Here is a 23,986-nt window from a genome sequence, read left to right on the forward strand (position 1 = left end):
GGTCAAGGGGCGATGGCCCCTTGAAAATCTACTTCTTTTTCAACCCTCGACCGAAGTCCCGAACAGCGCAGCGGCCAGGCCAAGCACGGTCAACGCCCCGAACCCGGCAATGCGTAAAGGCCCGGTGCCCGCCGTGCGCGAACGGATCGCGGCGAGGGCGGACTGGATCGCGTAGTAGAGCGCAAAGGCGCGGCTGGCGAAGCTGACGATCTCGAAGACATCGGCCAGCCAGGTGAGGGCAAGCCCCGAAGCGATCAGCAGGACATAGGTGGGCTTCATGCCAAAGCGCTGGTGCGTGAGTTCGGCGACGAGCCCGCCCGAGCCGTTGGTGTCGGCCACCGCGGCGCTGAACTGGGCGCTTAGCGCTGCGAGGATCAGCAGCGGCCCCAGGATTGCCGAGACGGTGCGCATCATGTCGATGATCGCGGTTTCGCTGAGTTCGAAGCTGCCACTGCGAAAGCTCATGGCCAGGAGCACGACGTAGGCCATGTAGATGGCGCTGGCGATTGCCTGGGCCAGCTTCATCGACCGCTGGCGTTCTGTGGCGGTATAGTGATCGCCCAGGTAGCGCGAGGTCTCGAAGCCCTGCACCGTGACTATGAGGCCGAACATCAGCTGCAGGGCAGGCCAGGGCGCGAGTGTCATGCCGCTGCGCGTGACCGTGCCGGTCTCCCACTCGATCCCGGCGTGGACGCACAGCGCGCCGATGAGGGCGGCGATGATGATGAGCTTGACCGAGACAGTCAGCTGCTCGAGCCTTTCGAGGAGGGAAAAACCCTTGGTGAGGCCCGACAGAAGGATCAGCGCATAGGCCCCCGTGGTGATGAGCCGCGCGAGCATGTCGGAAGGCGCGCCGAAGATGCGCGCGGCGAAGGCGCCGAAGAGGTTGAGATAGTAGGCAACCGAGATCACGTAGGCGAAGGCGAGCGCCCAGCTGGAGATGCGCTCCAGCCCGGTCGAGAGCGGGGTCTCGTGCGCGCCCTCGTCCAGACGGGCGATGTTGGTGCGGATCGCCGCGCCGAAGAGGTAGCCCGCGAGGCACAGCAGGGCCATCGCCGCGATGCCCCAGGTGCCGAAGCTGTCAGTCAGGATCGGCCCGAGGATCAGGAACCCGCTGCCGATGATGGAGGCCAGCGGCGTGATCCCGGCGCGCCACAGCCGGGCGCGCGACAAACGCGGCCAGGCGAGCAGCGCAGCGGTGCCGAGCCCCGCAAGCGCGAGGGCGATCTCAATGCCAAGCTGGCCCATGTGTGCCGGGTTCAGTCCTCGGACGCACCCGCGCGGCGCGCGGTCACGATGAAGTTGAGCGAAAGATCCTCGGAGAGGTGGAGCCCGCGCGTCGGTGACCAGGAGATCCCGGTGGGCTCACCCAGTGCCAGGCCCGCCTGTGTGGCAAGCTCGGTCAGTTCCTCGAAGGTGGGGAAGGCCGACCAGTCGTGCGTGCCGCGCGGGACCATGCCGAGCCGCTCGGCGCCCTCGACCAGCAGCAGGCGCGAGAGCGCACTGCGGTTGGGGGCCGAGAGGATCATCAGGCCGTCCTCGGCAAGCGTGGCGGCAAGGCCTTTGAGGAACGCGGCCTTGTCGGCGACATGCTCGATCACCTCGAGCGAGCAGACGAGGTCGTAGCCCGCAAGGCCCAGGCTGGAGAGCTCACCGCAGCGATAGTCGATGGCCAGGCCCGAAGCCTCGGCGTGGGCACTGGCGGCCGCGATGTTCTCGGGCGCGGCGTCGACGCCGGTGACTTGGCCGCCCAGGCGCGCGAGCGGTTCGCACAGCAGGCCCGCTCCGCATCCGGCGTCGAGCACGCGGCGTCCGGCCAGAGGCTTGAGCGCGCGCGAATCGCCTCCGAAATGCGCATCGATCGCCTTGCGAATGAAGCCAAGGCGCACCGGATTGAGCTTGTGCAACATGGCTGAGGATCCCTTGTGATCCCACCATTCCGCGGCCATCGCGCCGAAGTGGGCGGCTTCCTCGGGGCGGATCGTTGCCGGAGTGGGCGCAGCCGGATTCGCCTGCTCGGGCGCACGGGGAGTTGCATTGTTCATAAGACCCCCCTAACAGCGCGCCCGAACCTTATCCATATTGCGCGTCGATTGAAATTTTCGCAAACCGCCGCGCAATCCCCTTTTTTGACGGGAGCACTGACACCTTGGCCCGTATCGTGATGAAATTCGGCGGCACCTCCATGGCCGGCACCGAGCGAATCCGGCGCGTGGCGGGTATTGTCAAACGCCAGCAGGAAGCCGGGCACGAAGTGGCCGTGGTTGTCTCTGCCATGGCGGGCGAGACCGACCGGCTGGTGAACTTCTGCCGCGAAGCCAATGCGCTCTATGACCCGGCCGAGTACGACGTGGTCGTCTCCTCGGGTGAGCAGGTGACCTCGGGTCTTCTCGCGCTGACGCTGCAGTCGATGGGCTGCAAGGCGCGTTCGTGGCTGGGCTGGCAGGCGCCGATCAAGACCGACGACGCCCACGCCAAGGCCCGCATCGAGGAAATCGATCCCGAAGGCGTGCTCGCCTCGATGGCCTCGGGTGAGATCGCCGTGTTCCCGGGCTTCCAGGGCGTTTCGCCTGACGGGCGCGTGACCACGCTTGGCCGCGGCGGTTCGGACACCTCGGCGGTCGCGGTTGCCGCGGCCATCGGCGCGGACCGCTGCGATATCTACACCGACGTTGACGGGGTCTACACCACCGACCCGCGCATCGTTGCCAAGGCCCGCAAGCTGCCGCTCGTGACCTACGAGGAAATGCTCGAACTCGCCTCTGTCGGCTCGAAGGTGCTGCAGACCCGCTCGGTCTCGCTCGCCATGAAGGAAAACGTGCGCGTGCAGGTGCTCTCCTCGTTCATCGACGAGAACGCCCCCCCGGCGGACGACCTGCCCGGCACGATGATTGTCAGCGATGAAGAATTGGAAGAAAGCGACATGGAACGCCAGCTGATCACCGGTATCGCCGCCGACAAGAACGAGGCGAAGGTTACCCTTACCCGCGTGCCCGACCGTCCGGGCGCGGTGGCCTCGATCTTCACCCCGCTTGCCGAGGCGAACATCAACGTCGACATGATCATCCAGAACGTGGCGAAGGAAAAGGGCGAGACCGACGTCACCTTCACCGCGCCGATGGCCGATCTTGCACGTACGCTGGCCATGCTCGAAGAGCGCAAGGAGCAGATCGGCTTCTACCGCCTGATCTCGAACGACAGCGTCGCCAAGATCTCGGTCGTGGGCGTGGGCATGCGCAGCCATGCGGGCGTTGCGGCGACCATGTTCAAGACGCTGGCGGATCGCGGCATCAACATCCAGGCGATCACCACCAGCGAGATCAAGGTCTCGGTGCTGATCGACGCCGACGAGACCGAACTGGCTGTGCGCGTGCTGCACTCCGCCTATGGGCTCGACGCCAAGGGTTGATCCCAGGCCCCGGCTGCGGCCGGAGCGACATCGCATTGCAAGCGGCTCGGAAGGCTCCTTGAAGGAGTTTTCCGGGCCGTTTGCGTGTGGGCGTCAGGCGAGATCATCCTCGCGGACCCGGGCCAGTGTGACGAGATAGGTGTGCACGTCCACCGGCCATCCTGCCACGGCCTCGCCAAAGGCGGCCATGTCGCCCGCAAAGAGCTGGCGCGCCGCGTCCTCGAACCCGGGGTAGTCTCCGGCAAGAGCCGACATCGCGCGGTAGCAGCGCTCTTGCGCGGTGCGCTGGGCCGTGCGTCCGCCATCGGCCCGCCGCGCCTCATCGACAAGCCGGCGTAGCGCCTGCGAAGCGCCGCCCGGCTGGCGCGCGAGCCAGTCCCAGTGGCGCGGCAGCAGCGTAACTTCGCGGGCGGTGACGCCCAGGCGTGGCCGGCCGCGTCTGCGCGGTGGTTGCGGCTCCTCCGGGGCAGGCTGCGCGGTATCCCGCCAGTCGAGATCGACCACCCGGCCGCTGGCGTCCTCGAACACCAGGACCCCGGTTGGGTCGGCGCGAAGTTCACGAACAAGCTGGGCGCGGGTGCCTGTGGTCAGGCGCGTGCCCTCGCGAAAGGCGGTGCAGGTATCGGCGGGCAATGGGTTCATGATTTTGCCCGGGTAAATTGATCTGGGGTCTCGGTCAATATATCCGGGTAAAAATGATTCGCCGCGAAGGGAGACTCAAGCCATGATGAACAAGGGACACCGCAAGAGCCTGAAGGCCGATTACCGCGGCAAGGTTGCGCGCCCGGGCGTCTACGCGCTGCGCGCCAGCGATGGTGAGGTGTGGGTGGGCGCGGCGAGCGATCTCGACACGATTGCCAACCGGGTCCTTTTCACGCTGCGCCAGGGGACAAGCCCGCACCGCAGTCTGCAGGCGGCGTGGAACGCGGCGGGGGAGGGCGGCCTTGCCTGGGAGGAACTGGAAGAGCTGGACGGGGAGGAGCTTGGCCTTGCTGTTCCGCGCGTGCTCAAGGGGCGTCATCTGCACTGGCGTGAGAGGCTGGGCGCGACGCGCATCTGAGGGCGCACTCGTGCGCCCTGCTTTCGTGCGTATATTGCGACACAGCGGGCGTCATAGGCGCTTTTTTTCGTGTTGATTTACCGCTACGCGGATAGTGTCGGGCTTGAGAATGTATCGTGCCTGCCCGTGCAACCTAGTCTTACGCGCAATAATAGAACGGGGCGCAGCGTAGTGACGGAATCGGGGTAGGGCGAGGCCGCTCACCCGTGCGAGAACATTGCGCCGGCCGCCTGCGAGGCGTCCTGGCCCGCGCCCCGTTCGCAGAGCCTATCTGGAGTACATGATTTGAAAGCCAACCTCCCCACCGCACGCCGCACGCCGACGCGCCGCGTGCTCGGGCGTCTTCTCCTGATGGCGACCTGCCTGGTTCCGGCGGGCGCTCTGGTCGTGGGCGGCATGGCGAACCGGGCCGAGGCGCGCGCGGCGGCAAGCTCCGAGGATGCGGCGGTCACCGCGCGGGCAAAGGCCCTGCTGGCGCAGATGACGCCCGAGGAAAAGGCCGGCCAGCTGGTCCAGTACTTCTATCTTGGCGAAGCGTCGGCAACCTCGTCCGAAGCGATGACGAGCGCGATCAGCGTGGAAGACGCCGTGGCGCGCGGCGAGGTGGGCTCGCTCCTGCTGATGACCGACCCGGTCGAGATCAACCGCCTGCAGAAGATCGCAGTCGAGAAGACGCGCCTGGGCATTCCCCTGCTGTTCGGCTTCGACGTGATCCATGGCTTCCACACGATCATGCCGGTGCCCCTCGCAATGGCCGCGTCCTGGGACCCGTCCGTCGCTGAGAAGGGCCAGGCGGTCGCGGCTGCAGAGGCGCGCGCGGCGGGCGTCAACTGGACCTTCGCGCCGATGGTCGACATCGCGCGCGATGCGCGCTGGGGCCGTATCGTCGAGGGCGCGGGCGAAGACCCGGTGCTGGGCGCGGCGATGGCGGCCGCACAGGTGCGCGGCTTTCAGGGCGAGAAGGTCGGCACGCCGGGGCGCATCCTCGCCGGTCCCAAGCACTTCGCGGGTTATGGCGCGTCGCTGGGCGGGCGCGACTACGACCAGGTCGACCTCTCCGACAACGAACTGCGCAACGTCTACCTCCCGCCTTTCAAGGCGGCCATCGATGCGGGTGCGGGCAATATCATGGCGGCCTACATGCAGCTCAACGGCGTCCCTGCGACGACCAGTTCGTGGCTGCTGAACGAAGTCCTGCGCAAGGAATGGGGCTTTGACGGCTTTGTCGTCTCCGATGCCAACAACGTCTCCTCGCTGGTGCGTCAGGGCGCTGCGGCGAACCCGGAAGAGGCCGCGGTCCGCGCGATCCGTTCAGGTCTCGACCTGTCGATGGAGATGCCGTCCAGGACCAGCCCGATGCTCTCGCTCGCGCAGTCGCTGAAGGACGGCACGCTCGACGCAAAGACGCTCGACACGGCTGTGCTGCGCCTGCTCGAAGCCAAGATCCGGCTCGGCCTGTTCGAACAGCCTTACGCGGATCCTGCGAAGGCCAAGTCCGTGGCCGCCAAGGCCGAGCACCGCGACATCGCGCGCATGGCCGCCGAGCGCGCGGCGGTCCTCCTGGAAAACGGCAAGGGCGTGCTTCCGCTCGACACCAGCAAGACCCAGTCGATTGCGCTGATCGGCCCCTTCGCGAATGCGCCGCACGACCAGCTTGGTCCCTGGGTGTTTCCCGGCCCCAAGCCGACCGGCGTCAGCGTTCTGGAGGGGCTCAAGGCCAAGCTGGGCGATACCGTCAAGGTGACCTACGCACCGGGTGTGGCGATCCCCAAGCGCATCAACCGCTCCTTCTTCGATGACATCAACCCGCCGGTCGATCTGCCCGAATTCGCAGAGGCCGACGAGGCTAAGACGGCCGCGGAGTTCGACCGCGCGGTGGCCGCGGCCAAGGCCGCAGACGTTGCCGTCCTGGTCCTGGGCGAGGCGCAGAACATGGCAGGGGAAGCCGCCTCGCGTGCCTCCTTCGAACTTCCCGGCCAGCAGCAGCGCTTGCTGGAAGAGGTCATCGCGACGGGCAAGCCGGTCGTCGTCGTCCTGGTGAACGCACGTCCGATCAACCTGCAGGGCGCCAAGCCCGATGCCGTGCTGGAAGCGTGGTATCCGGGCTCCGAGGGCGGCCCCGCCATCGCCAACCTCCTCACCGGCGACGCCGTGCCCGGCGGCAAGCTGCCGATCAGCTGGGTCCGCGACGGCTCGCAGGCGCCTTTCAGCTATGATCGCATGATCTCGCACGCTCCCTGGGGGGCGGACACGCGCTACTGGGACCAGGCGAGCAACGCGCCTCTCTACGAGTTCGGCTATGGCTTGAGCTACACGACCTTCGAATACGGTAACCTCACCGTGGCGAAGGACGCCGTGGCCAAGGGCGAGCCGGTCGAGGTGTCCTTCGATCTCACCAACACCGGTTCGCGCGCAGCGGACGAGGTGGCCCAGCTCTACATCCACCAGCGTTCGGGCACGTCTTCGCGCCCGGAACGCCAGCTCAAGAAATTCCGCCGCATTGCGCTCCAGCCGGGCGAAACGCAGCACGTCACCTTCACGCTGACGGCGGACGATCTGCGCTACTGGAGCTCGGTCACCAAGGACTGGATCCAGGATGCCAGCGTCTTCGACGTATGGGCAGGTGGCAGCTCCAAGGCCGATCTGGCAGGGGAGTTCACGGTTACGCCGTAAGGGCGTCGAGTTACGCGACCCCGGTCCCTCGTGGACCGGGTGGAACGTCCGCCGGGCATGGTCTCATGGGGGTGAGGCCTTCGTGCCAGGCGGATCGCGACGCGGCCAGGGGGCGGGGGGATTGCCCCCTGGTCGCGCTTTATTCCCGACAGGCCAGGCCGTCGGGAAATGCTTGTGGGAGGGTGCGCCCGGCATCTGGCCGGGCCCGCGATCAGGCCGCGACGCGCCGCAGTTCGGCAAGCCGCGCGGCAATATGTTCCTGCTCGCGCTGCATCGCGCCGGTGTTGCGATCGTTGAAGGCGTCGAGCATGCGCGCGATGCTGGGTTCAAGTTGCTGAGAGGCCGCCTGCGGCAGGCGCGGTTGCAACTTTATCCAGGCATCGTGGATATCGATGACGTCGGGGCGGACGCCCATGTTGGTCGTGCTGGCGGCAAGCCGAACGGCGGCCTCGAGGTCGAGGACGTCCTCGAAGGTTTCGCCACTGAGCTGGTAATCTGATGGGATCTGCATGACTTTCCGAAATGGGGCGGCTGAGGTCAGCCCTTCGGTCTTGGATAGGAACATGCAGCAGCCTTTGTAAAATGAACGTCAGTTCATAACGGAGGCGATCCGATTTGGTTCCCGCTTCGCGTCTTGTCGGGGACGATTCGTGCCCTTATGGCGCTTCGTTCGGCTTCACGCGCAAAGGACCTTCGATGACCGCACACGACAAGACACTCGCCCTGATGGCTCGGGGGCGCGAATTCCTCGGGACCGAGACGGCGATCCTGTGCGGCGCCATGTCGTGGGTGTCCGAGCGCAACCTGGTTGCCGCGATCAGCAATGCGGGCGGCTTTGGCGTGATCGCCTGCGGGGCGATGACCCCCGAACTGCTCGATGCCGAGATTGCGGCTACGAAGACGCTGACACAAAAGCCTTTCGGCGTGAATCTCATCACCATGCACCCCCAGCTCTTCGAGCTGATCGCAATCTGCGCGCAGCACGGTGTGGGCCATGTCGTGGCGGCCGGTGGCATTCCGCCCAAGGGCAGCGTCGAGGCGATCAAGGAGGCCGGTGCCAAGGTGATCTGCTTTGCCCCGACGCTGGCCCTTGGCAAGAAGCTGCTGCGCTCGGGCGCCGACGCGCTGGTGATCGAGGGCAACGAGGCGGGCGGCCACATCGGCCCGGTTTCCACCTCCGTTCTGGCGCAGGAAATCCTGCCGACGCTGGCCGAGGACAACATCGTTTTCGTGGCCGGCGGTATCGGCCGCGGCGAGGCCATGGCGGGCTACCTCGAAATGGGCGCAGCGGGTGTGCAGCTGGGCACGCGCTTTGCCTGCGCCAGCGAATCCATCGCGCACCCCGATTTCAAGAAGATGTTCTTCCGTGCCTCGGCGCGCGATGCGATCGCCTCGGTCCAGGTCGACCCGCGCCTGCCGGTGATCCCGGTTCGCGCGCTGCGCAACAAGGGCACCGAAGAGTTCACCGCCAAGCAGATCGAGGTCGCCAAGAAGCTCGATGCGGGCGAGCTCGACATGGGTGAGGCCCAGCTCGCGATCGAACACTTCTGGGCTGGCGCTCTTCGCCGCGCGGTCATTGACGGCGATGTCGAAGGCGGCTCGGTCATGGCGGGCCAGTCGGTCGGCATGGTCAAGGCCGAGGAGCCGGTGGCCGAGATCATCGCCGCACTCCTTGTCGAGAGCGAGGCCGCGCTGACCAAGCGTTCGGCGGCCTGAACGCCCGATTTCTGCCCGTAGCTGTGCCAAGGCACCTGCCGGGCAGGCTGCGGGACACCACATTTTTGCAGGTGATCAAGGCCGTCCCGGGCTCGACATCCGGGGCGGCCTATCGCATTCTGAACAGACAGGAATTCATGTTGCCGTTCGATGCGGGCAAGGGCGCGCGCCAGATGCGTGCCGCAACTTGCCATCCCCCCGGTTCGGTCGGCTCCTGGAACACGCTCAAGACGAGGAAAGAAACATAGTGTCGCAGCCCCTCATTCTCGCGCTGTCGTGTGCGGACAGGCCCGGTATCGTCGCGCGCGTGACCGGCTATCTCGCGCAGTGCGGGTGCAACATCGTCGAGGCGCAGCAGTTCGATGACCTGCTCGAAAACAAGTTCTTCATGCGCGTGGCCTTTGATCCGGGCACGACCGACCGTGAAGAGATCCGCGAGGGCTTCGGGCCCATCGCGCTGGAATACGGCATGGCCTGGACGATGCAGCGCCGCGACCGTGCGCGCCGCGTCCTGCTCATGGTCAGCAAGTTCGACCACTGCCTGGCCGATCTGCTCTATCGCCAGCGCATCGGCGAGATCAACATGGACATCGTGGGCGTGGTCTCGAACCACCCGCGCGAGGCGGTGACGACGCACCTGCTCGACGGCATCCCCTTCCACCACCTCCCGATCACCAAGGAGACCAAGCCCGAGCAGGAAGCCAAGCTGCGCGCGCTGGTCGAGGAAACCCGTGCCGAGCTGGTCGTGCTGGCCCGCTACATGCAGGTCCTCTCGGACGACATGACCCGCTATCTCTCGGGCCGCTGCATCAACATCCACCACTCGTTCCTGCCCGGCTTCAAGGGCGCCAAGCCCTATCACCAGGCCCACGCACGGGGTGTGAAGATGATCGGGGCGACCGCGCACTATGTGACTGCGGACCTCGATGAAGGCCCGATCATCCACCAGGACGTGGAGGCCGTGACCCACGCCGCGACGCCCGAGGACATGGTGCGCAAGGGCCGCGACATCGAACGTCGCGTGCTCGCCGAAGCGGTGCGCCTGCACCTTGAAGAGCGCGTCCTTCTGAACGGTGGCCGCACGGTCGTCTTCAAGGGCTGATAGCCGGGATTCGGCGTTTCGTGAATGGCCCGCCCCGCGCCCTCCGGCATGGGGCGGGCCTTTTTGCACGAGGAGGGCAACTGTGGGCCTCGCCAGCGCGTTGCCCGCCCGATAGTCTGGTGCGAGCGCCAAGCGAGGGAGACGAGGATCCATGTGCGACGAATTTACCGAGGCTGACGTTGCGACGCGCCGTGAAGGCGGGCTCAACCGTCGCCAGTTCGCAGCCCTGGGCGCAGGAGCGGCGCTCGTCGGCTGTGCGGGCAAGGCAGGCAGCGCTGGCGAAGAGGGCTCGGACCTGCGCGAGCGGATGGTCTCGATCACCACTGAGGACGGCGTGTGCGATGCCTTCTTTGTCCACCCCTCGACCGGGCGGCATCCCGGCATCGTGATGTGGCCGGACATCGCGGGCCTGCGCGATGCCAAGAAGATCATGGCGCGCGCGCTGGCGGCCGAAGGCTACGCGGTCCTTGTCGTCAACCAGTACTACCGCTCCAGTCCCGCGCCGGTGCTGACCAGTTTTTCCGACTGGCGTAGCGAGGAGGGCAAGGCGAAGATCGCCCCCATGCGCGAGGCCTTGAGCCCCGAAGCGGTGACCCGCGACGGCGCAGCCTTCGTCGCGTTCCTCGACGCGCGCGAAGAGGTCGATTCGTCCCGCAAGATCGGCTCGAACGGCTATTGCATGGGCGGCCCCTTCACCGTGCGCACGGCCATTGCCGCGCCCGAGCGGGTGGGGGCGGCCGCCTCCTTCCACGGGGCCGGCCTTGTCACGGGAGAGCCCGACAGTCCCGATGCCCTGCTCGATGAGACGAAGGCATCCTATCTCTTTGCGATCGCGCGCAACGACGATGCGCGCCAGCCCGAGCAGAAGACGAAGCTGCGCGAAGCCGCAGCGCGCGCAGGCTGCGAGGCCGAGATCGAGGTCTACGACGCCGACCATGGCTGGTGCGTTCCCGATTCTCCGGCCTGGGCCCCCGATGAGGCCGACCGCGCGTGGAAGCGGATGATGGTGCTGTTCGGCACTTTGTGAGGCCGCTTGGCATTTGCGCGGCGATGCCCATATCGCGTGCCTGAGACAGCGGAGAAGCCGATGACCGACGACAAGCTTGCCATGACCGAAGCCGAATGGCGCGAGAAGCTCACGCCCGAGCAGTACCATGTGCTGCGCGAGGCCGGAACCGAACGCGCCTTTACCGGCAAGTACGACAAGAACTATGCGGACGGCACCTACTTCTGCGCCGGATGCGGCGCACCGCTCTTCACCAACGAGGCCAAGTACAACTCGGGCTGCGGCTGGCCCGCCTATACTGCCCCGGTCGAGGAAGATGCGGTCGAGACGCGGCGCGACATGTCGCACGGAATGGTGCGCGTGGAAGTGCTGTGCTCGCGCTGCGAGGGACACCTGGGCCACGTCTTTCCCGATGGCCCTGGCCCGACGGGCCTGCGGTATTGCATCAACAGCGCCTCGCTGGATTTCGAGCCGGAGGACGGCGAGTAGTCAGCCTCAAGGAAGAAAGAAAGGGTTCCGAGGGCCATCGCCCTCGGGCTCCCCGAACTGTCGACCCCACCTTACACGCGCCACGGTGGGTAAAAACGGTGAGGTTGCCGATTTTGGGGGCAAGGGGTGATGACCCCTTGAATCCTGTCCTTTGCTTCTGGGGTGCACCGGCCTCTCGATGAAGCGCTGAACACGCTCGCCGGGCGCTGTTAACGGCAGGTTACAATTCCATCTGCAAGGTGTAGGGCGTCGAACGGACAATCGTCGTCCGCAAGAGGGAATTCCACTACTCCGATGGCCAAGAAACCCGGCCGGGGCTCCGCATCCGGCGCGTCCCCCCGCAAGAAGTCGCCGTCCAAGCCGCCGCTGGCGCGCCGCATCCTGCGTGGCGTGCTCATCTGGGGCACGGCGCTGGCGCTACTCGGCGCGATCTTCCTCGGCACAGCCGTGTTCTTCACCATGCGCGAACTGCCCGGGATGACCTCGCTCAAGAGTAGCCAGAACGGCCAGATGATCGTCGTGCGGGCGAACGATGGCTCCGAGCTGGTCTCGCTGGGGCCCAGCTACGGCAAGTGGCTGAGTTACGACCAGATTCCCAAGGTGATGAAGGACGCCATCGTTTCCACCGAGGACCGGCGTTTCCGCGATCACATCGGCGTTGATCCGGTGGCGCTGGCGCGCATCTTCAAGGTGCGTGTGGAGCGCGGGCACTTCCGCGAAGGCGCTTCCACGATCACCCAGCAGCTGGCGCGCAACATCTTCCTCAACAACGCCCGCACCTTTGGGCGCAAGGGGCGCGAGATGATCCTGGCGCTCGCCATGGAGCGCAAGTTCAGCAAGGACCAGATCCTCGAACTTTACCTCAACAAGGTCTATTTCGGCGGCGGTGCCTATGGCATCGACGCGGCCAGCCGCAAGTTCTTCGGCCACCCCGCGACCGAGCTTTCGACCGGCGAGGCGGCGATCATCGCAGGCCTGGTGAAGGCCCCGTCCCACTATTCGCCGACCGCGGACGTCGAAGCCTCGATCGGGCGCGGCAAGGTCGTGCTCGGCCTCATGGCGGAAACCGGCGCGATTTCGCAGGCCGAGGCCAATTCGATCGACCTTTCCGAGATCGAGATGGCGGTCGATGCCGGGCAGAACTCGGTCCGCTACTTCACCGACTGGGCGCTGCCCCAGCTCGACATGCTGCTGCCCGAAACCAGCGAGCCTATCGAGGTGTGGACCACGCTGGACCCCAAGATGCAGGAGGCGGCGACCAAGGCGGTCGATGCGAATGCGCCTGAGGGCGCGCAGGGGGCGCTCGTCAGCCTGGACCGCGATGGCGGCGTGCTCGCGATGGTGGGCGGCACCGATTACGTCACCTCGAACTACAACCGTGCGACGAGCGCGGTGCGCCAGCCCGGTTCGGCCTGGAAGCTGTTCGTCTACATGGCTGCGCTGGAAGCGGGCTACACGCCCGATGACAAGGTGGTCGACGAAGCCGTGACGATCGATGGCTGGAGCCCGCAGAACGCCAACCGCAAGTACTCGGGCGAGATCGACGTGCGCACGGCCTTTGCGTATTCGAAGAACACCATTGCGGCCAAGCTGGGCTCGGAAGTGGGCTTCGGGACGGTCGCCAGCATGGCGCGCCGCTTTGGCATCTCGACCCCTGTCTCCACCAACCCCTCGATGGTTCTGGGGACCTCGGAAGTGCGCGTGATCGACATGACGCAGGCCTTTGCCGCAGTTTCGGCCGGGGGCACGTCGGTTGAACCCTTCGGTATTCGCAAGGTCACGACGACCTCGGGCGAAGTCCTCTATGAGCACAAGTCGGTCCAGGGCAAGATGCTGGTCCCGCCCTACGTCGCGGCGGGCATCACCGACCTGCTGCAGACCACGGTGGCCACCGGCACCGGCCGTGCGGCACAGATCGGGCGTCCGGTCGCGGGCAAGACGGGCACGACGTCCTCCAACAAGGACGGTTGGTTCCTCGGCTTTTCGAGTGGGATCACGACGGGCGTGTGGATGGGCCGCGACGATGCCAAGCGCGTGGCGGGCCTTTCGGGCGGACACGCGCCCGCGCGCGCCTTCCATGACTATATGGCCGTCGCGGTGAAGGGCCGTCCGGTCGAGCAGTTCGAGACCGAGCTCAAGCTTCCCGAATGGCAGCTGGAACCCGACGACGAGTACCTCCAGGGCGACCCGGATGAGTATTACTACGTCGATGAGTACGGCAATGTCGTCTACCCCGACACGCGAGGCCCGGGCGCGAACGGCGATGAACCGCTTTACGAGGATGGTTCGGGGGTTGGCGATCCTGCCTATGGGCCAGGGCCGGCTCCGGCCTATGCCCCGGCGCCCGCTCCGCAGGGCCCCGCCGCGGCGACCGATGATTTTCTAAACCGCGCGACCGGCCGTCAGCCAAATGGGCCTCCCCCCGTCAACGTGACACGCGGGCAGGGCAGTCCGCGCCCTATGCGCACACCTCCGCCTCCGGCGCCCGCAGCGCCGGGGCAGGTACCTTACTAGCGATGTTCAGGAGCGGGGGCGGACCGGACAGGGTCCGCCCCCGTTGCGGTTCAGAAGCTGTCCCGGTCGAGTTCGGGAAGGTCGAGCGCGGCGCATAGGGCCGCACGCGCGGTGATGCACTGGGCCCATAGCTCGGGGCTCGCGAGGTCCTCGGGCGCGATTGTCTCGGGCCAGTGGGCTTCGACCACGACGGCGATGGCGTCGAGCTTCTCGGGCGAGGCGAGAAAGCGTGGGTCCACGTCAGCCGGATCGGCGACCACGCGAAGGCGCAGGCAGGCGGGACCGCCGCCGTTCGCCATGGATTCGCGCAGGTCGTGGACGAAGAGCTGGCGGATCGGACCGTTGCCCGCGACATGCTCCTCCAGCCAGTTCCAGACTGAAGGTGTCTCGCGTGCTTCGCCGGGCAGCACCAGCGCGGCCTCGCCCGAAGGGAGTGTCACCAGCTGGGCGTTGAACAGGTAGGACGTGATCGCATCGGCAAGGCTGACCGCGTGGGCCGGCACTTCGACGATCTCGATTTCGGGCAGCTTGGCACGTAGCTCGGAATAAAGCGCGTCCTTGTCGGCGAAGGCCTGCTCGTGCGTAAAAAGCACGCGCTCGTTGGCGACTGCGACGACGTCGTTGTGGAAGGCCCCCGCCGCGATGGCCTCGGGCGACTGAAGTGCGAAGACGGTACGGGCGGGATCAAGGCCATGGCGCCGCGCGATGGCTTCGCTCGCCTCGCGGTGCTGGCGCGCGGGGAAGGGGCCGCCGGTCTCGCCGTAGACGAAGACCTCGATGCCCGGCGCGTCATGGCGCGCGCACAGGCGCATGTGGTTCGCTGCACCCTCGTCGCCGAACGGCGCGGGGACTGGCGCGTGGACGGCGAAGGCCTCTTCGTCCGAAAAGGCGAGGAGGAGTTGGGCCAGCGTCTCGCGCCACTCGTGGCTGCGGTGGGGCATGGTGACCAGATTGGCGACGGTGATGTGGCACCGGCCATCGGCGCAATCCGAAGCCGGGCTGACCGTGCCCGCGTTTGCGGCCCACATCGAGGAAGCGGAAAGCGCGTTGGCGCGCAGCGCGGGACTGGCCTCTTCGATGGTCGTGCCCAGCTGCTTCAGCCAGCCCTCGTCGGGGCGGCGCTGGGGCAGGAACAGGCCCTGCGGCAAGCCGCGCTCAAGGTTTGCGCGCATCTTGGCGAGGCCCTGGAGCGCGGCCTCGCGCGGGCGCGCGATCTTGCCGGTGTTCTTCGCCGAGGCGAGATTGCCGAGGCTAAGGCCGGCGTAGTTGTGGCTGGGGCCGACGATGCCGTCGAAGTTGATTTCGGTGATCATGGTGGGCGGGTCCTCAGACGGGCGCGATGGTGACGGTGTCGCCGGGGGCGACCTGCAGGAGTGCGGCGCTTTCCGCGTCAAGCGTGATCGCGCCGCTGCCAGCCTCGTCGACTTGCGCAAGGCAGGCCCGGAAATCGGCGAGCTTGCCGCACGAGACGATGTGGCTGGGCGGATCCTCGCTGGCAACCGACAGGCTGGCGATGCGCACGTCCTGGGCGTCTTGGATGGTGCGGATACGGTCGGTCTCGGCCATCATCGAGGGCCCGCCGTCGAAGATGTCGACGTAGTTCTGGAAGGCGAAACCCTCGCTTTCCAGCATGCGCTTGGCGGGGCGGCCCGAAAAGTGCGGCTGGCCCATGACCTGCCGCGCGGCCTCGGAGAGGAGCGCGGTATAGATCGGGTGCTTGGGCATGAGATCGGCAATGAACTGGTGGCCGTGGCGCGCGTTGAACTCGTCCGCGTCGCGAAAGGACATGTCGAAGAAACGCCCGGCCAGCCCGTCCCAGAAGGGGGAGTTGCCGGCATCGTCGATGGCGCCGCGCAGTTCCGCCAGGGTGCGGTCGGCAAAGCGTGCGCGGTGGCCGCGCATGAACAGGTAACGGCTGCGGGCGAGCAGCTTGCCCACTCCGCTTGCGCGTTCGCCGGCATCGAGGAACAGCCCGCCCACCTCGCTCGACCCGTCAAGGTCGGTGCACAGTGTCAGCATCTCGGCGCGGAAGGTGCGGTCCAGCTCTTTGGAATGCTGGGTGATGCGTCCGATGCGGTAGGAGTAGAAGGGGTACTTGATGCCCACCTGCGAGAAGATCTGGCAGGTCCCGGCAATGCGTCCGGTCTCGGTATTTTCCAGGATGAAGAGGAAGAGATCATCGCCCAGTGCCTCTTCGGTGCGGGCGAAGGAGGCGGCCGCCGTCACCAGTTTGGTGCGCAGGGTGGGGCGGTCGGGCGGGAGGTTGGTGAAGCCACCGCCCGTCGACTTGGCCATGCGGTAGAGCGCTTCGAGGTCCTTTTCGCGGGCGGGACGCAGAAGGAAGGTCATGCAGGCAGGCCTTTGCGGTCAATGCGGTGAAGAACAAGCGCGGTCAGCTGCGCGCGCGGGGCGAGCGAGGAGGCGAGCATGAACTCGTCGGGGGAATGGATCGCGCCGCCCAGAACCCCCATCGTGTCGAGGACGGGCACGCCGGTCGCGGCGATGTTGTTGCCATCGCACACCCCGCCCGTGTCCTTCCAGCTCATCGCCTGGCCAAGATCCGAGGCGGCCTTGGAGACGACACCGTAAAGCGCATCTGTCCGGTTCGAGATCGGCTTGGGCGGGCGTGAGACGCCGCCGTGGACGTGGATCGCGACGTCGTGAAGGCGCGAGACGTCGTCAATCGCGGCCTCGACCAGCGCTTCGGCGGCTTCGGCCAGTTCGGGCGTGCGCGGGCGCAGGTTGAAGTGGAGGATGGCGAGGTCGGGCACGGTGTTGTTGGGGCCGCCGCCCTCGATCCGGGCGGGGTTCACCGACAAGCCGTCGCGCCGTCCCGCAGCCAGGCGCAGGGCAAGGTCGCTGGCGGCCAGGATGGCGTTGCGCCCGTCCTCCGGATTGCGCCCTGCATGGGCCGAGCGGCCATGGATCACCACCGCGTAATTTCCCGAGCCAGGCCGCGCGCGGGCCATCGAGCCATCGGGAAGCGCGGGCTCGTAGGTGAGGGCAAAGAGCTTGTCCTTCGCAAGCCGGGCAATGAGGGCGTTCGAGGACAGCGAGCCTGTCTCCTCGTCGGCGTTGATCATCACATCGTAGCCTAGCGTCGGCTGCGCCTTCTCGTAAGCCAGGAGCCCTTCGAGCATGAGCGCAAGGCCGCCCTTCATGTCCGCCGTGCCGGGGCCGTGCAGGGTGTCGCTATCCAGCCAGTCGCAGGTCTGGAAGGGGTGTTCCCTCGCATAGACCGTGTCCATGTGGCCGGTCAGGATCACGCGCCGTGCCGCTTCGGGGCGGACCGAGAGGACGAGGTGGCGCCCGTGGGGCTGGGCCTGCGGCTTGCCTTCGCTGTCCACCTTCTCGACCTCGGTCGGTTCGACCAGCGAGATCTCGCCCGGCAGCTGCGCGAAGGCATCGCCAAGCTTGCGCGCCATGGTTGCGAGCCCGTCCAGGTTGGCGGTGCCGCTGTTCACGCCCGCCCAGTCGAGCGTGCGCGCCTCGATCGGCGTGCGTTCGATGGGCGCGATCAGCGCCTGTTCCTCGTGGGTCAGTCCGGTCATCCGGCGCGGTCCTTTCCCTGTTTGATCATTTTTCGAGTACGAAACATAATTATAACGGGAGGGCAAGCGCGGGGTTCCGGCTCAGGTATGAGGAGGATTAGCCATGGGCGCCGAATTCATTGGCGATGGCCGTGGTGATGCGAAGGCCCAGTGCGTGGCTGCGCTCGATTGGCTGGATGTAGTCCTCGTGGATCTGGCCGTAGCCTGCCGCGCTGCCATCGGGGTATTCGCTAGGCTCGTCGATCTCGAAGTCCTGGATCGAGGGGAAGTGGATCGGGAAGGCGCGGCGTAGCTGGGCAAGGGCATCTTCGGTGCGCAGGGTGAAGACCATTTCCAGCACGTCGTCACGGCTGATGTCGTTGGCGCGGCTGAAGGCCGGGACCATGACCGCGCGCAGGAACATGTGCTTCATCAGCGCGATGCGCAGGGCCTGGAGCACGCCGAGCGAGCGGCGGGTGTGCTCGCGGTCGGGCAGGGGCTGCTCGTCGGGGACAAGGTCCATCAGCTTGTGCAGCTTCATTGCGTCCACCCGCAGGCGCGAGGCGAGGCGGCGGAAGACGCCGGTGCGGTCGTCCTTGGTGAGGTACTCGCCGATCTTGAGGCAGGCATCGGTGATGTACTGCTCATCGCCCCGGTACGGACGGCTGGCCCAGTAGGCGGAGTTGAACAGCTCGCCATAGGCGCCCACCGTCTTGATCGAGGCGATGGAATCGGCCGCGCGCACAAGGCGCATGATCTGGCGTCCGCGCGCGCTGTCCTTGAGCAGCTCGGCGATCTCCTCGACGTTGCCATCCGCCGCGGTGCCCACGCCCGCGATCACGTTGACCGGATAGCCCAGCTGCTGGAGGATCGCGTTGTGCGGGATCGCGCGGATCTGGCGCAGGTTCATCGTGCGGTCCGAGGCGAGGTCGGACTGGCGGCGCGACTTGCGGCTGCCGGTGTCGTTCAGCATGCCCAGGCCAAAGGCGGTGATCGCGCGGCTGTAGGTGCTCGATTCCAGGTGCGCGTGCTGAACACTGCGGATGTTGCGGTAGAAGTCGAGGCTGAGGTCGGTCCTCCGGTAGAAGACGTCGGTCTGCGCTTCGGGGTCCGCGCCCCACAGCGGCCGCTCGGCCATGCGGGTGAGCGTGGCGAGCGCGAGCTCGTCCGAACCGAACCACAAGTAGCCATCGCCCCCCTGGAAGGAGACTTCGGGTTCCAGCTTGATCCCGGCGCGCAGGAAGCGGCGGCGGGCCCAGGGCGACATCTGCCAGTCGAAACGGTCATCGACGCTGGAGGGATGGCAGCCCCGGCCCATCGATTCGCCGCCGGTGTTGAAGATGAGCGCGGCAACATCGGTCATGGCGTTGGCCGCCATGGCTTCGGCCAGGCGCCCCTGCAGGCGCTCGATGGCCAGCGCGGCGGGGATCTGTCCGACGAAGCGGCCCGCGTCGGAAAAGCCGGTCTGGATGCAGACCCGGCCGCGCAGGCGCGCATAGTCGCGGAAGGCCGGTTCGGCGAGGACGGCGTCGAGGAAGCGGCCTCCGTGTTCGAGCGCGGTCTCGGTCTCGAACAGGGGGGAGACATCGACCATGTCCTCGATCCCGAACTTGCGGGCGAAATAGAGCGCGGCAAGGACGGTGGTGGGCTGCTCGCATTCGGCGACCAGCATGCGGATCGGGGAATCGGCGTCGATGTGGGCCAGGATCTGCGCCATGGCGAGGAACTGGCGCACGGCGGTGCTGTTCTCGATGGCGAGGGCCGCGAAGTTGGACTTCACCGGCTTCACCTCGGCCAGCAGTTCGCGCATGCGCATGAGCGCGGCCTGGCTGGAGAGGGAGAGCTTCCCGTCAGGATCAATGCGGCGGCGGATCGCGTTCTGGAGCTGCGAGGCGTTCACGCGAAAGTGGATGCCGCCCATGCCCAGACCATCGGCGCGCATCGCGGCGGCGACAACCAGCAGGTCGCGCGCGGTCTCCTGCCCGGCGTGGCGCGCTTCTTCTTCCAGTTCGACGATGGTGCCGTCGAGGCTGACGATCTTGTCGGGATGCGCGGCGGTGAGCGCGTTGGCGGCCCTGGACAGCGCGCCGGGATCGGAGAAATCCTGGGCAAAGAGGGTGGCCATCTCGGAGGTGTGGGCGGCCGCGCGCGCCAGGCGCCCCGCGATCTCCGGTTCGAGCGCCTCAAGGCTGGCCGCATAGCCTTCGAGCCGCATCGCCTTTTCCTGGAGGCGGTAGCGGATCGAGGTGTTCCACGAGATGTCGGTGCGCCCGTCCATGTCGTAGCCGACCCAGGTGGCAAAGCGCACAGGGCAGGGCTGGAGGCTCTTCCAGCGCTTGGGCCAGCGCGTTGCGGCCAGATCAAAGAGGCGCCCGGCCATGCGGTCGCGCGCCTTCTGGCCCCGGGCCAGGGCGGCCATGGCCTTGGCGTGTTCGTAGTCGAGAGTGATGGTGTCGCGGGTGGCGTCCGCCGTGCAGACGCTGGCCTGCGAGAAATCGCCGGTCGAGGCGGAGCCGGCCACGGCCTCGGTCTGGGCCTGTGTCAGCAGGAATGTCGGGTGCGCCGTGAAGACGACATGTCCGGCCGGGCGCTGCCAGCGTGCGGCAAAGGCGGTGAAGTCGTCCTCGCTCGCCGCCGTGTCGAGCGCGGTGTCGTTCGCTTCGGGGGGGAGCGTGCCCAGGATCCGGTCAAGCCGGGCGGCGCGGGCGCGCAGGCCCTCGCACTCCATCTCGGCGACCAGCGCCTCGATGGCGTCGAGCGACATCTCCCCGTTTTCCAGTTTGCGCGAGAGTTCGAGCCCGAGCTGGAAAACGGGGTTGTAGAGCGGTGTTTGCGCTGTGAGCTTGTGCAGTTCACGAAGGCGGGCGGTGAGGTCCTCGACGGTGGTGAGGGCGGGTCCGGTCATCGTCATGTCTCCTTCGCGAACTGCAGGCAGGTGGGGAGGGAAAGGGGTGGGATCAGGCCTTCAGGGCAGCGGCCTCGCGCGCATCGGCCTCGATCCTGGCGACATCGGGCGCGCCCTTGGGCACCATCCAGCTGCCGCCGACGCAGATGACCGCATCGAGGGCAAGCCAGTCGGGCGCGTTGGCGAGCGAGACGCCGCCGGTGGGGCAGAACTTGGCCGCCGCGAGCGGCGCCGAAATGGCCTTCAGCGCCGGGGGGCCGCCCGCGGCCATGGCGGGGAAGAACTTGAGACGTTCAAAGCCCATGTCGAGCGCGAGCATGACATCGGTCGCGTTCGACGTGCCCGGAAGCAGCGGGGCATCGGCCTTGAGCGCGGCTTCGCCAAGCTGTGGGGTAAGGCCGGGCGAGACGAGGAATTCGGCGCCCGCATCGAGCGCCTTTGCCATGTCGGTCGGGTTGAGCACGGTACCTGCGCCCACAGTTGCGCCGGGCACGGTCTTCATCGCCTTGATGACGTCGAGCGCGCAGGGCGTGCGCAGCGTGACTTCGAGCGCAGGCAGGCCGCCGGCGACGAGCGCCTCGGCGATCGGCACGGCGTGGGCCACATCCTCGATCACGAGAACGGGAACGACGGGGGCGAGGCGCATTACGGCCTCGACGCGGGCTGCATAGTCGGACATCAGGAAAGGTGCTCCCGGACATAGGCCGCGGCGGCTCCGAAGAGGCCGGGCTGGGGATGGGTGATAAGCTTGACGGGAAGGTTTGCCATCATGTTGGCAAAGCGGCCCTTGGCGCAGAACTTCTCGGAGAAGCCGGACTTGAGGATGGTCTCGCGGATGCGGTAGCCAAGGCCGCCCGCGATGACGACGCCGCTGGCGCCCTGGGCCAGGGCGTAATCGCCTGCCGCCGCGCCCAGCGAAAGACAGAAGCGGTCAACCGCAGCGGCGGCCAGCGGGTCTTCCTTGGAATCAGAGGTGCCCGCCGTCCAGATCTCGATGTCGGTCTTGTCGACATGTGGGGTCTGCTGCATCGCGGCCAGGGTCTCGTAGATATCGACGATGGCGGGTCCCGAGACCACGCGTTCGACCGAGACGCGGTTGTGGCGCTTGCGCAGCCGCGCCAGGATCGCATCGTCGATGAGGTCGAGCGGCGAGAAGTCGATGTGGCCGCCCTCGGTCGCCTGGACGTGGTAGCCCTTCACGCCGTCGCGCCAGACATGGGCGACGCCAAGGCCGGTGCCCGGCCCCAGAACACTGAGGGTTCCGCGCGGGGGCAGGGGGGAGTCGGGGCCTGCGAGGTGGATGAATTCGCTCTCATCGGCGCAGGCGACCGCGTGGCCCACGGCCTCGAAATCGTTGACGATGGTGAAGCTGGTGGCGCCGAGGCGCTCCTCGATCATGGCCGGGCGGATGATCCAGGGGTTGTTGGTGAACTTGATCACCTCGCCCCCGACCGGGCCGGCCACCGCGAAGGAGACGGCCTTGGGCAGGGTGCCCCCGTTCATCTGGGCAAAGGCCTGCCAGGCGAGCTGGAAGCTGCCGTGGTCCTTGGTGTGGAGCGTTGCCGGTTCACCCAGCGTGATCGCGCCATCGGCATCGACCGTGGCAATGGCAAAGCGGGCATGGGTTCCGCCGATGTCGACGGAGACAAGCTGGGTCATCTCTCTCTCCGGTTGCCCGGCCATGCCGCTATTCGGCGCAGCTTCGGGCCGTGCGATGGTCCCGGCCGCGCTCACAGGCCGGCGACCTGGAGCATGGCCGAGCCGCCCTGTTCCGCGCCGCTGGCGGACAGGCGGAACATGGCGAAAAGCTCGCGGCCCATGCCCATCGCGGGCTTGGGCGCTTCAGCGGGCGCGCGGCTGGCAAGATCGGCGGTGGTCGAAAGCTCGCCCGTCTCGGCGCAGACCTTCACGATGTCGCCATCCTGGAGGTAGGCCAGCGGGCCCCAGTTGCCTTCGACATCCGCGAGCGCTTCGGGGGTGACGTGGATCGCGGCGGGGACCTTGCCCGAGGCGCCGGACATGCGCCCGTCCGTTACCAGCGCAACCTTGTAGCCACGATCCTGCAGGATGCCGAGCGGCGGGGTCAGCTTGTGCAGTTCGGGCATGCCGTTGGCGCGCGGGCCCTGGAAACGCACGACGACGACGACGTCGCGGTCGAGTTCGCCTGCCTTGAACGCGGCGGAGACCGCTTCCTGGGTTTCGAAGACACGGCAGGGCGCCTCGATCGTCCAGCGCTCCTTCTCGACCGCGCTGGTCTTGAAGGTGGCGCGCCCGATGTTGCCTTCGACAAGGCGCATGCCGCCATCGGGCTGGAACGGCTCTGCGACAGTGCGCAGCATGGTGTCATCGCCCGAGGTTTCGGGTGCGGGCTTCCAGGTGAGCTGGTCGCCGTCCATCGTGGGTTCGGTGGCGTAGGCGCGCATGCCGCCTTCCGCGATGGTCAGGACGTCCTCATGGGCAAGGCCAGCATCGAGCAGTTCGCGCACGACCCAGGCCATGCCGCCCGCGGCGTGGAAGTGGTTCACGTCGCCCGATCCGTTGGGGTAGACGCGGGTGAGGAGAGGGACGGCCGAGGACAGCTCGGAGAGGTCCTGCCAGTCGACAAGGATACCCGCCGCGCGCGCCATCGCGGGAATGTGGATGGCGTGGTTGGTCGAGCCGCCGGTGGCGAGGAGGCCCACCATGGCGTTGACGATGGCCTTTTCATCGACGACTTCGGCCATCGGGCGGTAGTCGTCGCCCTTGCGGCTCATGGCTGCGACACGGTGCGTGGCGGCACGGGTGACGGCCTGGCGCAGCGGCGTGTTGGGCGGCACGAAGGCGGCACCCGGCATGTGCAGGCCCATCATCTCCATCATCATCTGGTTGGAGTTGGCCGTGCCGTAGAAGGTGCAGGTGCCCGCCGAGTGGTAGCTGGCGCTTTCGCTGGCGAGCAGTTCCTCGCGGCCGACCTTGCCCTCGGCGTAGAGCTGACGGGTCTTCTGCTTCTCCTTGTTGGAGATGCCGCTGGGCATGGGGCCGGACGGGATGAAGACGGCCGGGAGATGTCCGAAACGCAGCGCCCCGATGACGAGGCCCGGGACGATCTTGTCGCAGATGCCCAGCAAGGTCATGCCGTCGAACATCGCGTGGGAGAGCGCGACGGCGGTCGAGAGCGCGATGGTGTCGCGGCTGAAGAGCGAGAGCTCCATGCCATCGAAGCCTTGCGTAACGCCGTCGCACATGGCGGGCACGCCGCCTGCGACCTGCGCGGTCGCACCCACTTCACGGGCATAGAGCTTCATCTGCTCGGGGTAGCGACCATAGGGCTGGTGGGCCGAGAGCATGTCGTTGAAGGCGGTGACAATGCCGATGTTGATCGTGCTCATCGCCGCGATCGCGCCCTTGTCCTCGCCGCTGGCGGCAAAGCCGTGGGCCAGGTTCGAGCAGGACAGGAACGAGCGGTCCGAGTGCTTTCCAGCTTCGCCGCGCACCATCTCCAGGTACGCCGCGCGGCTTTCCTTTGAACGTTCGATGATGCGGTCGGTGACGCGGTCTACCACGGGGGCGAGGTGGGTCATGGGTATTCTCCTGATCGCGCTT

At 67.1% G+C, this 23,986-nt stretch carries 20 protein-coding genes; 9 read left to right on the top strand and 11 right to left on the bottom strand.

Going from position 1 to position 23,986, the window contains the following annotated elements:
- Nucleotides 1-39: 39 nt before the first annotated feature.
- Both HT578_RS18725 and ubiG read right to left on the bottom strand, forming a co-directional pair.
- Nucleotides 40-1,248 (bottom strand): APC family permease, encoded by a 1,209-nt coding sequence (locus HT578_RS18725; protein ID WP_213501045.1) that lies wholly within the window; start codon nt 1,246-1,248, stop codon nt 40-42.
- Between the two features lie 11 nt (nt 1,249-1,259).
- Nucleotides 1,260-2,045: a bifunctional 2-polyprenyl-6-hydroxyphenol methylase/3-demethylubiquinol 3-O-methyltransferase UbiG gene (ubiG, locus tag HT578_RS18730; protein WP_213501046.1), complete on the bottom strand. Its 786-nt coding sequence runs from the start codon at nt 2,043-2,045 to the stop codon at nt 1,260-1,262.
- A gap of 104 nt (nt 2,046-2,149) precedes the next feature.
- On the opposite strand from ubiG, the gene HT578_RS18735 reads away from it, so the two are divergent.
- Entirely contained in the window at nt 2,150-3,409 is a 1,260-nt protein-coding gene (locus HT578_RS18735; RefSeq protein ID WP_039388218.1) for an aspartate kinase, read from the top strand.
- Between the two features lie 93 nt (nt 3,410-3,502).
- On the opposite strand, the gene HT578_RS18740 is transcribed toward HT578_RS18735, so the two are convergent.
- Nucleotides 3,503-4,051 carry a DUF2239 family protein gene (locus HT578_RS18740; protein ID WP_213501047.1) on the bottom strand — a complete coding sequence of 183 codons (549 nt, stop codon included), beginning with the start codon at nt 4,049-4,051 and terminating at the stop codon, nt 3,503-3,505.
- 82 nt (nt 4,052-4,133) lie between these two features.
- Between HT578_RS18740 and HT578_RS18745 the strand changes: the two genes are divergently transcribed.
- Both HT578_RS18745 and HT578_RS18750 read left to right on the top strand, forming a co-directional pair.
- Nucleotides 4,134-4,469 carry a GIY-YIG nuclease family protein gene (locus tag HT578_RS18745; RefSeq protein ID WP_213501048.1) on the top strand — a complete coding sequence of 112 codons (336 nt, stop codon included), beginning with the start codon at nt 4,134-4,136 and terminating at the stop codon, nt 4,467-4,469.
- 285 nt (nt 4,470-4,754) lie between these two features.
- Nucleotides 4,755-7,142, top strand: a complete 2,388-nt coding sequence (locus HT578_RS18750; RefSeq protein WP_239026355.1) for a glycoside hydrolase family 3 N-terminal domain-containing protein — start codon at nt 4,755-4,757, stop codon at nt 7,140-7,142.
- Nucleotides 7,143-7,353: 211 nt separating this feature from the next.
- Here HT578_RS18750 and HT578_RS18755 read toward each other — a convergent pair whose 3' ends face one another.
- Complete coding sequence (locus HT578_RS18755; RefSeq protein WP_213501049.1) at nt 7,354-7,653, bottom strand: hypothetical protein; 300 nt, start codon at nt 7,651-7,653, stop codon at nt 7,354-7,356.
- A gap of 185 nt (nt 7,654-7,838) precedes the next feature.
- On the opposite strand from HT578_RS18755, the gene HT578_RS18760 reads away from it, so the two are divergent.
- From HT578_RS18760 to HT578_RS18785, 6 genes are all read left to right on the top strand, one after another.
- Nucleotides 7,839-8,858: an NAD(P)H-dependent flavin oxidoreductase gene (locus HT578_RS18760; protein WP_213501050.1), complete on the top strand. Its 1,020-nt coding sequence runs from the start codon at nt 7,839-7,841 to the stop codon at nt 8,856-8,858.
- A gap of 65 nt (nt 8,859-8,923) precedes the next feature.
- Nucleotides 8,924-9,106, top strand: a complete 183-nt coding sequence (locus HT578_RS18765; RefSeq protein ID WP_213501051.1) for a hypothetical protein — start codon at nt 8,924-8,926, stop codon at nt 9,104-9,106.
- Entirely contained in the window at nt 9,106-9,960 is an 855-nt protein-coding gene (purU, locus tag HT578_RS18770) for a formyltetrahydrofolate deformylase (protein WP_039388211.1), read from the top strand. The genes HT578_RS18765 and purU overlap by 1 nt, the downstream gene beginning before the upstream one ends.
- 151 nt (nt 9,961-10,111) lie before the next feature.
- On the top strand, nt 10,112-10,987 hold the full coding sequence (locus tag HT578_RS18775; protein ID WP_213501052.1) for a dienelactone hydrolase family protein: 876 nt from the start codon (nt 10,112-10,114) through the stop codon (nt 10,985-10,987).
- A gap of 60 nt (nt 10,988-11,047) precedes the next feature.
- Entirely contained in the window at nt 11,048-11,455 is a 408-nt protein-coding gene (gene msrB, locus HT578_RS18780) for a peptide-methionine (R)-S-oxide reductase MsrB (RefSeq protein WP_039388207.1), read from the top strand.
- Nucleotides 11,456-11,749: 294 nt separating this feature from the next.
- The gene (locus tag HT578_RS18785) at nt 11,750-13,969 is read left to right on the top strand and encodes a transglycosylase domain-containing protein (protein ID WP_213501053.1); all 2,220 of its coding nucleotides are present in this window, start codon (nt 11,750-11,752) and stop codon (nt 13,967-13,969) included.
- 50 nt (nt 13,970-14,019) lie between these two features.
- On the opposite strand, the gene HT578_RS18790 is transcribed toward HT578_RS18785, so the two are convergent.
- From HT578_RS18790 to edd, 7 genes are all read right to left on the bottom strand, one after another.
- Complete coding sequence (locus HT578_RS18790; protein ID WP_213501054.1) at nt 14,020-15,282, bottom strand: N-succinylarginine dihydrolase; 1,263 nt, start codon at nt 15,280-15,282, stop codon at nt 14,020-14,022.
- 13 nt (nt 15,283-15,295) lie between these two features.
- Nucleotides 15,296-16,318 (bottom strand): arginine N-succinyltransferase, encoded by a 1,023-nt coding sequence (locus HT578_RS18795; protein WP_213501055.1) that lies wholly within the window; start codon nt 16,316-16,318, stop codon nt 15,296-15,298.
- Nucleotides 16,315-17,520: a hydrolase gene (locus tag HT578_RS18800; RefSeq protein ID WP_213501056.1), complete on the bottom strand. Its 1,206-nt coding sequence runs from the start codon at nt 17,518-17,520 to the stop codon at nt 16,315-16,317. Before HT578_RS18800 ends, HT578_RS18795 begins: the two co-directional genes overlap by 4 nt.
- A 97-nt stretch (nt 17,521-17,617) precedes the next feature.
- Nucleotides 17,618-20,404, bottom strand: coding sequence for a phosphoenolpyruvate carboxylase (locus HT578_RS18805; protein WP_213501057.1), 2,787 nt, complete (start codon nt 20,402-20,404; stop codon nt 17,618-17,620).
- 52 nt (nt 20,405-20,456) lie between these two features.
- Nucleotides 20,457-21,083, bottom strand: coding sequence for a bifunctional 4-hydroxy-2-oxoglutarate aldolase/2-dehydro-3-deoxy-phosphogluconate aldolase (eda, locus tag HT578_RS18810; RefSeq protein ID WP_039388198.1), 627 nt, complete (start codon nt 21,081-21,083; stop codon nt 20,457-20,459).
- On the bottom strand, nt 21,083-22,063 hold the full coding sequence (locus tag HT578_RS18815; RefSeq protein WP_213501058.1) for a glucokinase: 981 nt from the start codon (nt 22,061-22,063) through the stop codon (nt 21,083-21,085). The genes eda and HT578_RS18815 overlap by 1 nt, the downstream gene beginning before the upstream one ends.
- Before the next feature lie 71 nt (nt 22,064-22,134).
- Entirely contained in the window at nt 22,135-23,964 is a 1,830-nt protein-coding gene (gene edd, locus HT578_RS18820; RefSeq protein WP_213501059.1) for a phosphogluconate dehydratase, read from the bottom strand.
- Nucleotides 23,965-23,986 lie beyond the last annotated feature (22 nt).

It is taken from the genome of Novosphingobium decolorationis (assembly GCF_018417475.1).
Lineage (GTDB): Bacteria > Pseudomonadota > Alphaproteobacteria > Sphingomonadales > Sphingomonadaceae > Novosphingobium > Novosphingobium decolorationis.

Bases quoted from the DNA above. Each gene is read 5' to 3' on its own strand.
- edd (WP_213501059.1), bottom strand. From the start codon at position 23,964: ATGACCCACCTCGCCCCCGTGGTAGACCGCGTCACCGACCGCATCATC.
- eda (WP_039388198.1), bottom strand. From the start codon at position 21,083: ATGTCCGACTATGCAGCCCGCGTCGAGGCCGTAATGCGCCTCGCCCCC.
- HT578_RS18755 (WP_213501049.1), bottom strand. From the start codon at position 7,653: ATGCAGATCCCATCAGATTACCAGCTCAGTGGCGAAACCTTCGAGGAC.
- HT578_RS18725 (WP_213501045.1), bottom strand. From the start codon at position 1,248: ATGGGCCAGCTTGGCATTGAGATCGCCCTCGCGCTTGCGGGGCTCGGC.
- HT578_RS18760 (WP_213501050.1), top strand. From the start codon at position 7,839: ATGACCGCACACGACAAGACACTCGCCCTGATGGCTCGGGGGCGCGAA.
- HT578_RS18800 (WP_213501056.1), bottom strand. From the start codon at position 17,520: ATGACCGGACTGACCCACGAGGAACAGGCGCTGATCGCGCCCATCGAA.
- msrB (WP_039388207.1), top strand. From the start codon at position 11,048: ATGACCGACGACAAGCTTGCCATGACCGAAGCCGAATGGCGCGAGAAG.
- HT578_RS18785 (WP_213501053.1), top strand. From the start codon at position 11,750: ATGGCCAAGAAACCCGGCCGGGGCTCCGCATCCGGCGCGTCCCCCCGC.
- HT578_RS18775 (WP_213501052.1), top strand. From the start codon at position 10,112: ATGTGCGACGAATTTACCGAGGCTGACGTTGCGACGCGCCGTGAAGGC.
- HT578_RS18815 (WP_213501058.1), bottom strand. From the start codon at position 22,063: ATGACCCAGCTTGTCTCCGTCGACATCGGCGGAACCCATGCCCGCTTT.
- HT578_RS18740 (WP_213501047.1), bottom strand. From the start codon at position 4,051: ATGAACCCATTGCCCGCCGATACCTGCACCGCCTTTCGCGAGGGCACG.
- ubiG (WP_213501046.1), bottom strand. From the start codon at position 2,045: ATGAACAATGCAACTCCCCGTGCGCCCGAGCAGGCGAATCCGGCTGCG.
- HT578_RS18745 (WP_213501048.1), top strand. From the start codon at position 4,134: ATGATGAACAAGGGACACCGCAAGAGCCTGAAGGCCGATTACCGCGGC.
- HT578_RS18805 (WP_213501057.1), bottom strand. From the start codon at position 20,404: ATGACCGGACCCGCCCTCACCACCGTCGAGGACCTCACCGCCCGCCTT.
- HT578_RS18795 (WP_213501055.1), bottom strand. From the start codon at position 16,318: ATGACCTTCCTTCTGCGTCCCGCCCGCGAAAAGGACCTCGAAGCGCTC.
- HT578_RS18790 (WP_213501054.1), bottom strand. From the start codon at position 15,282: ATGATCACCGAAATCAACTTCGACGGCATCGTCGGCCCCAGCCACAAC.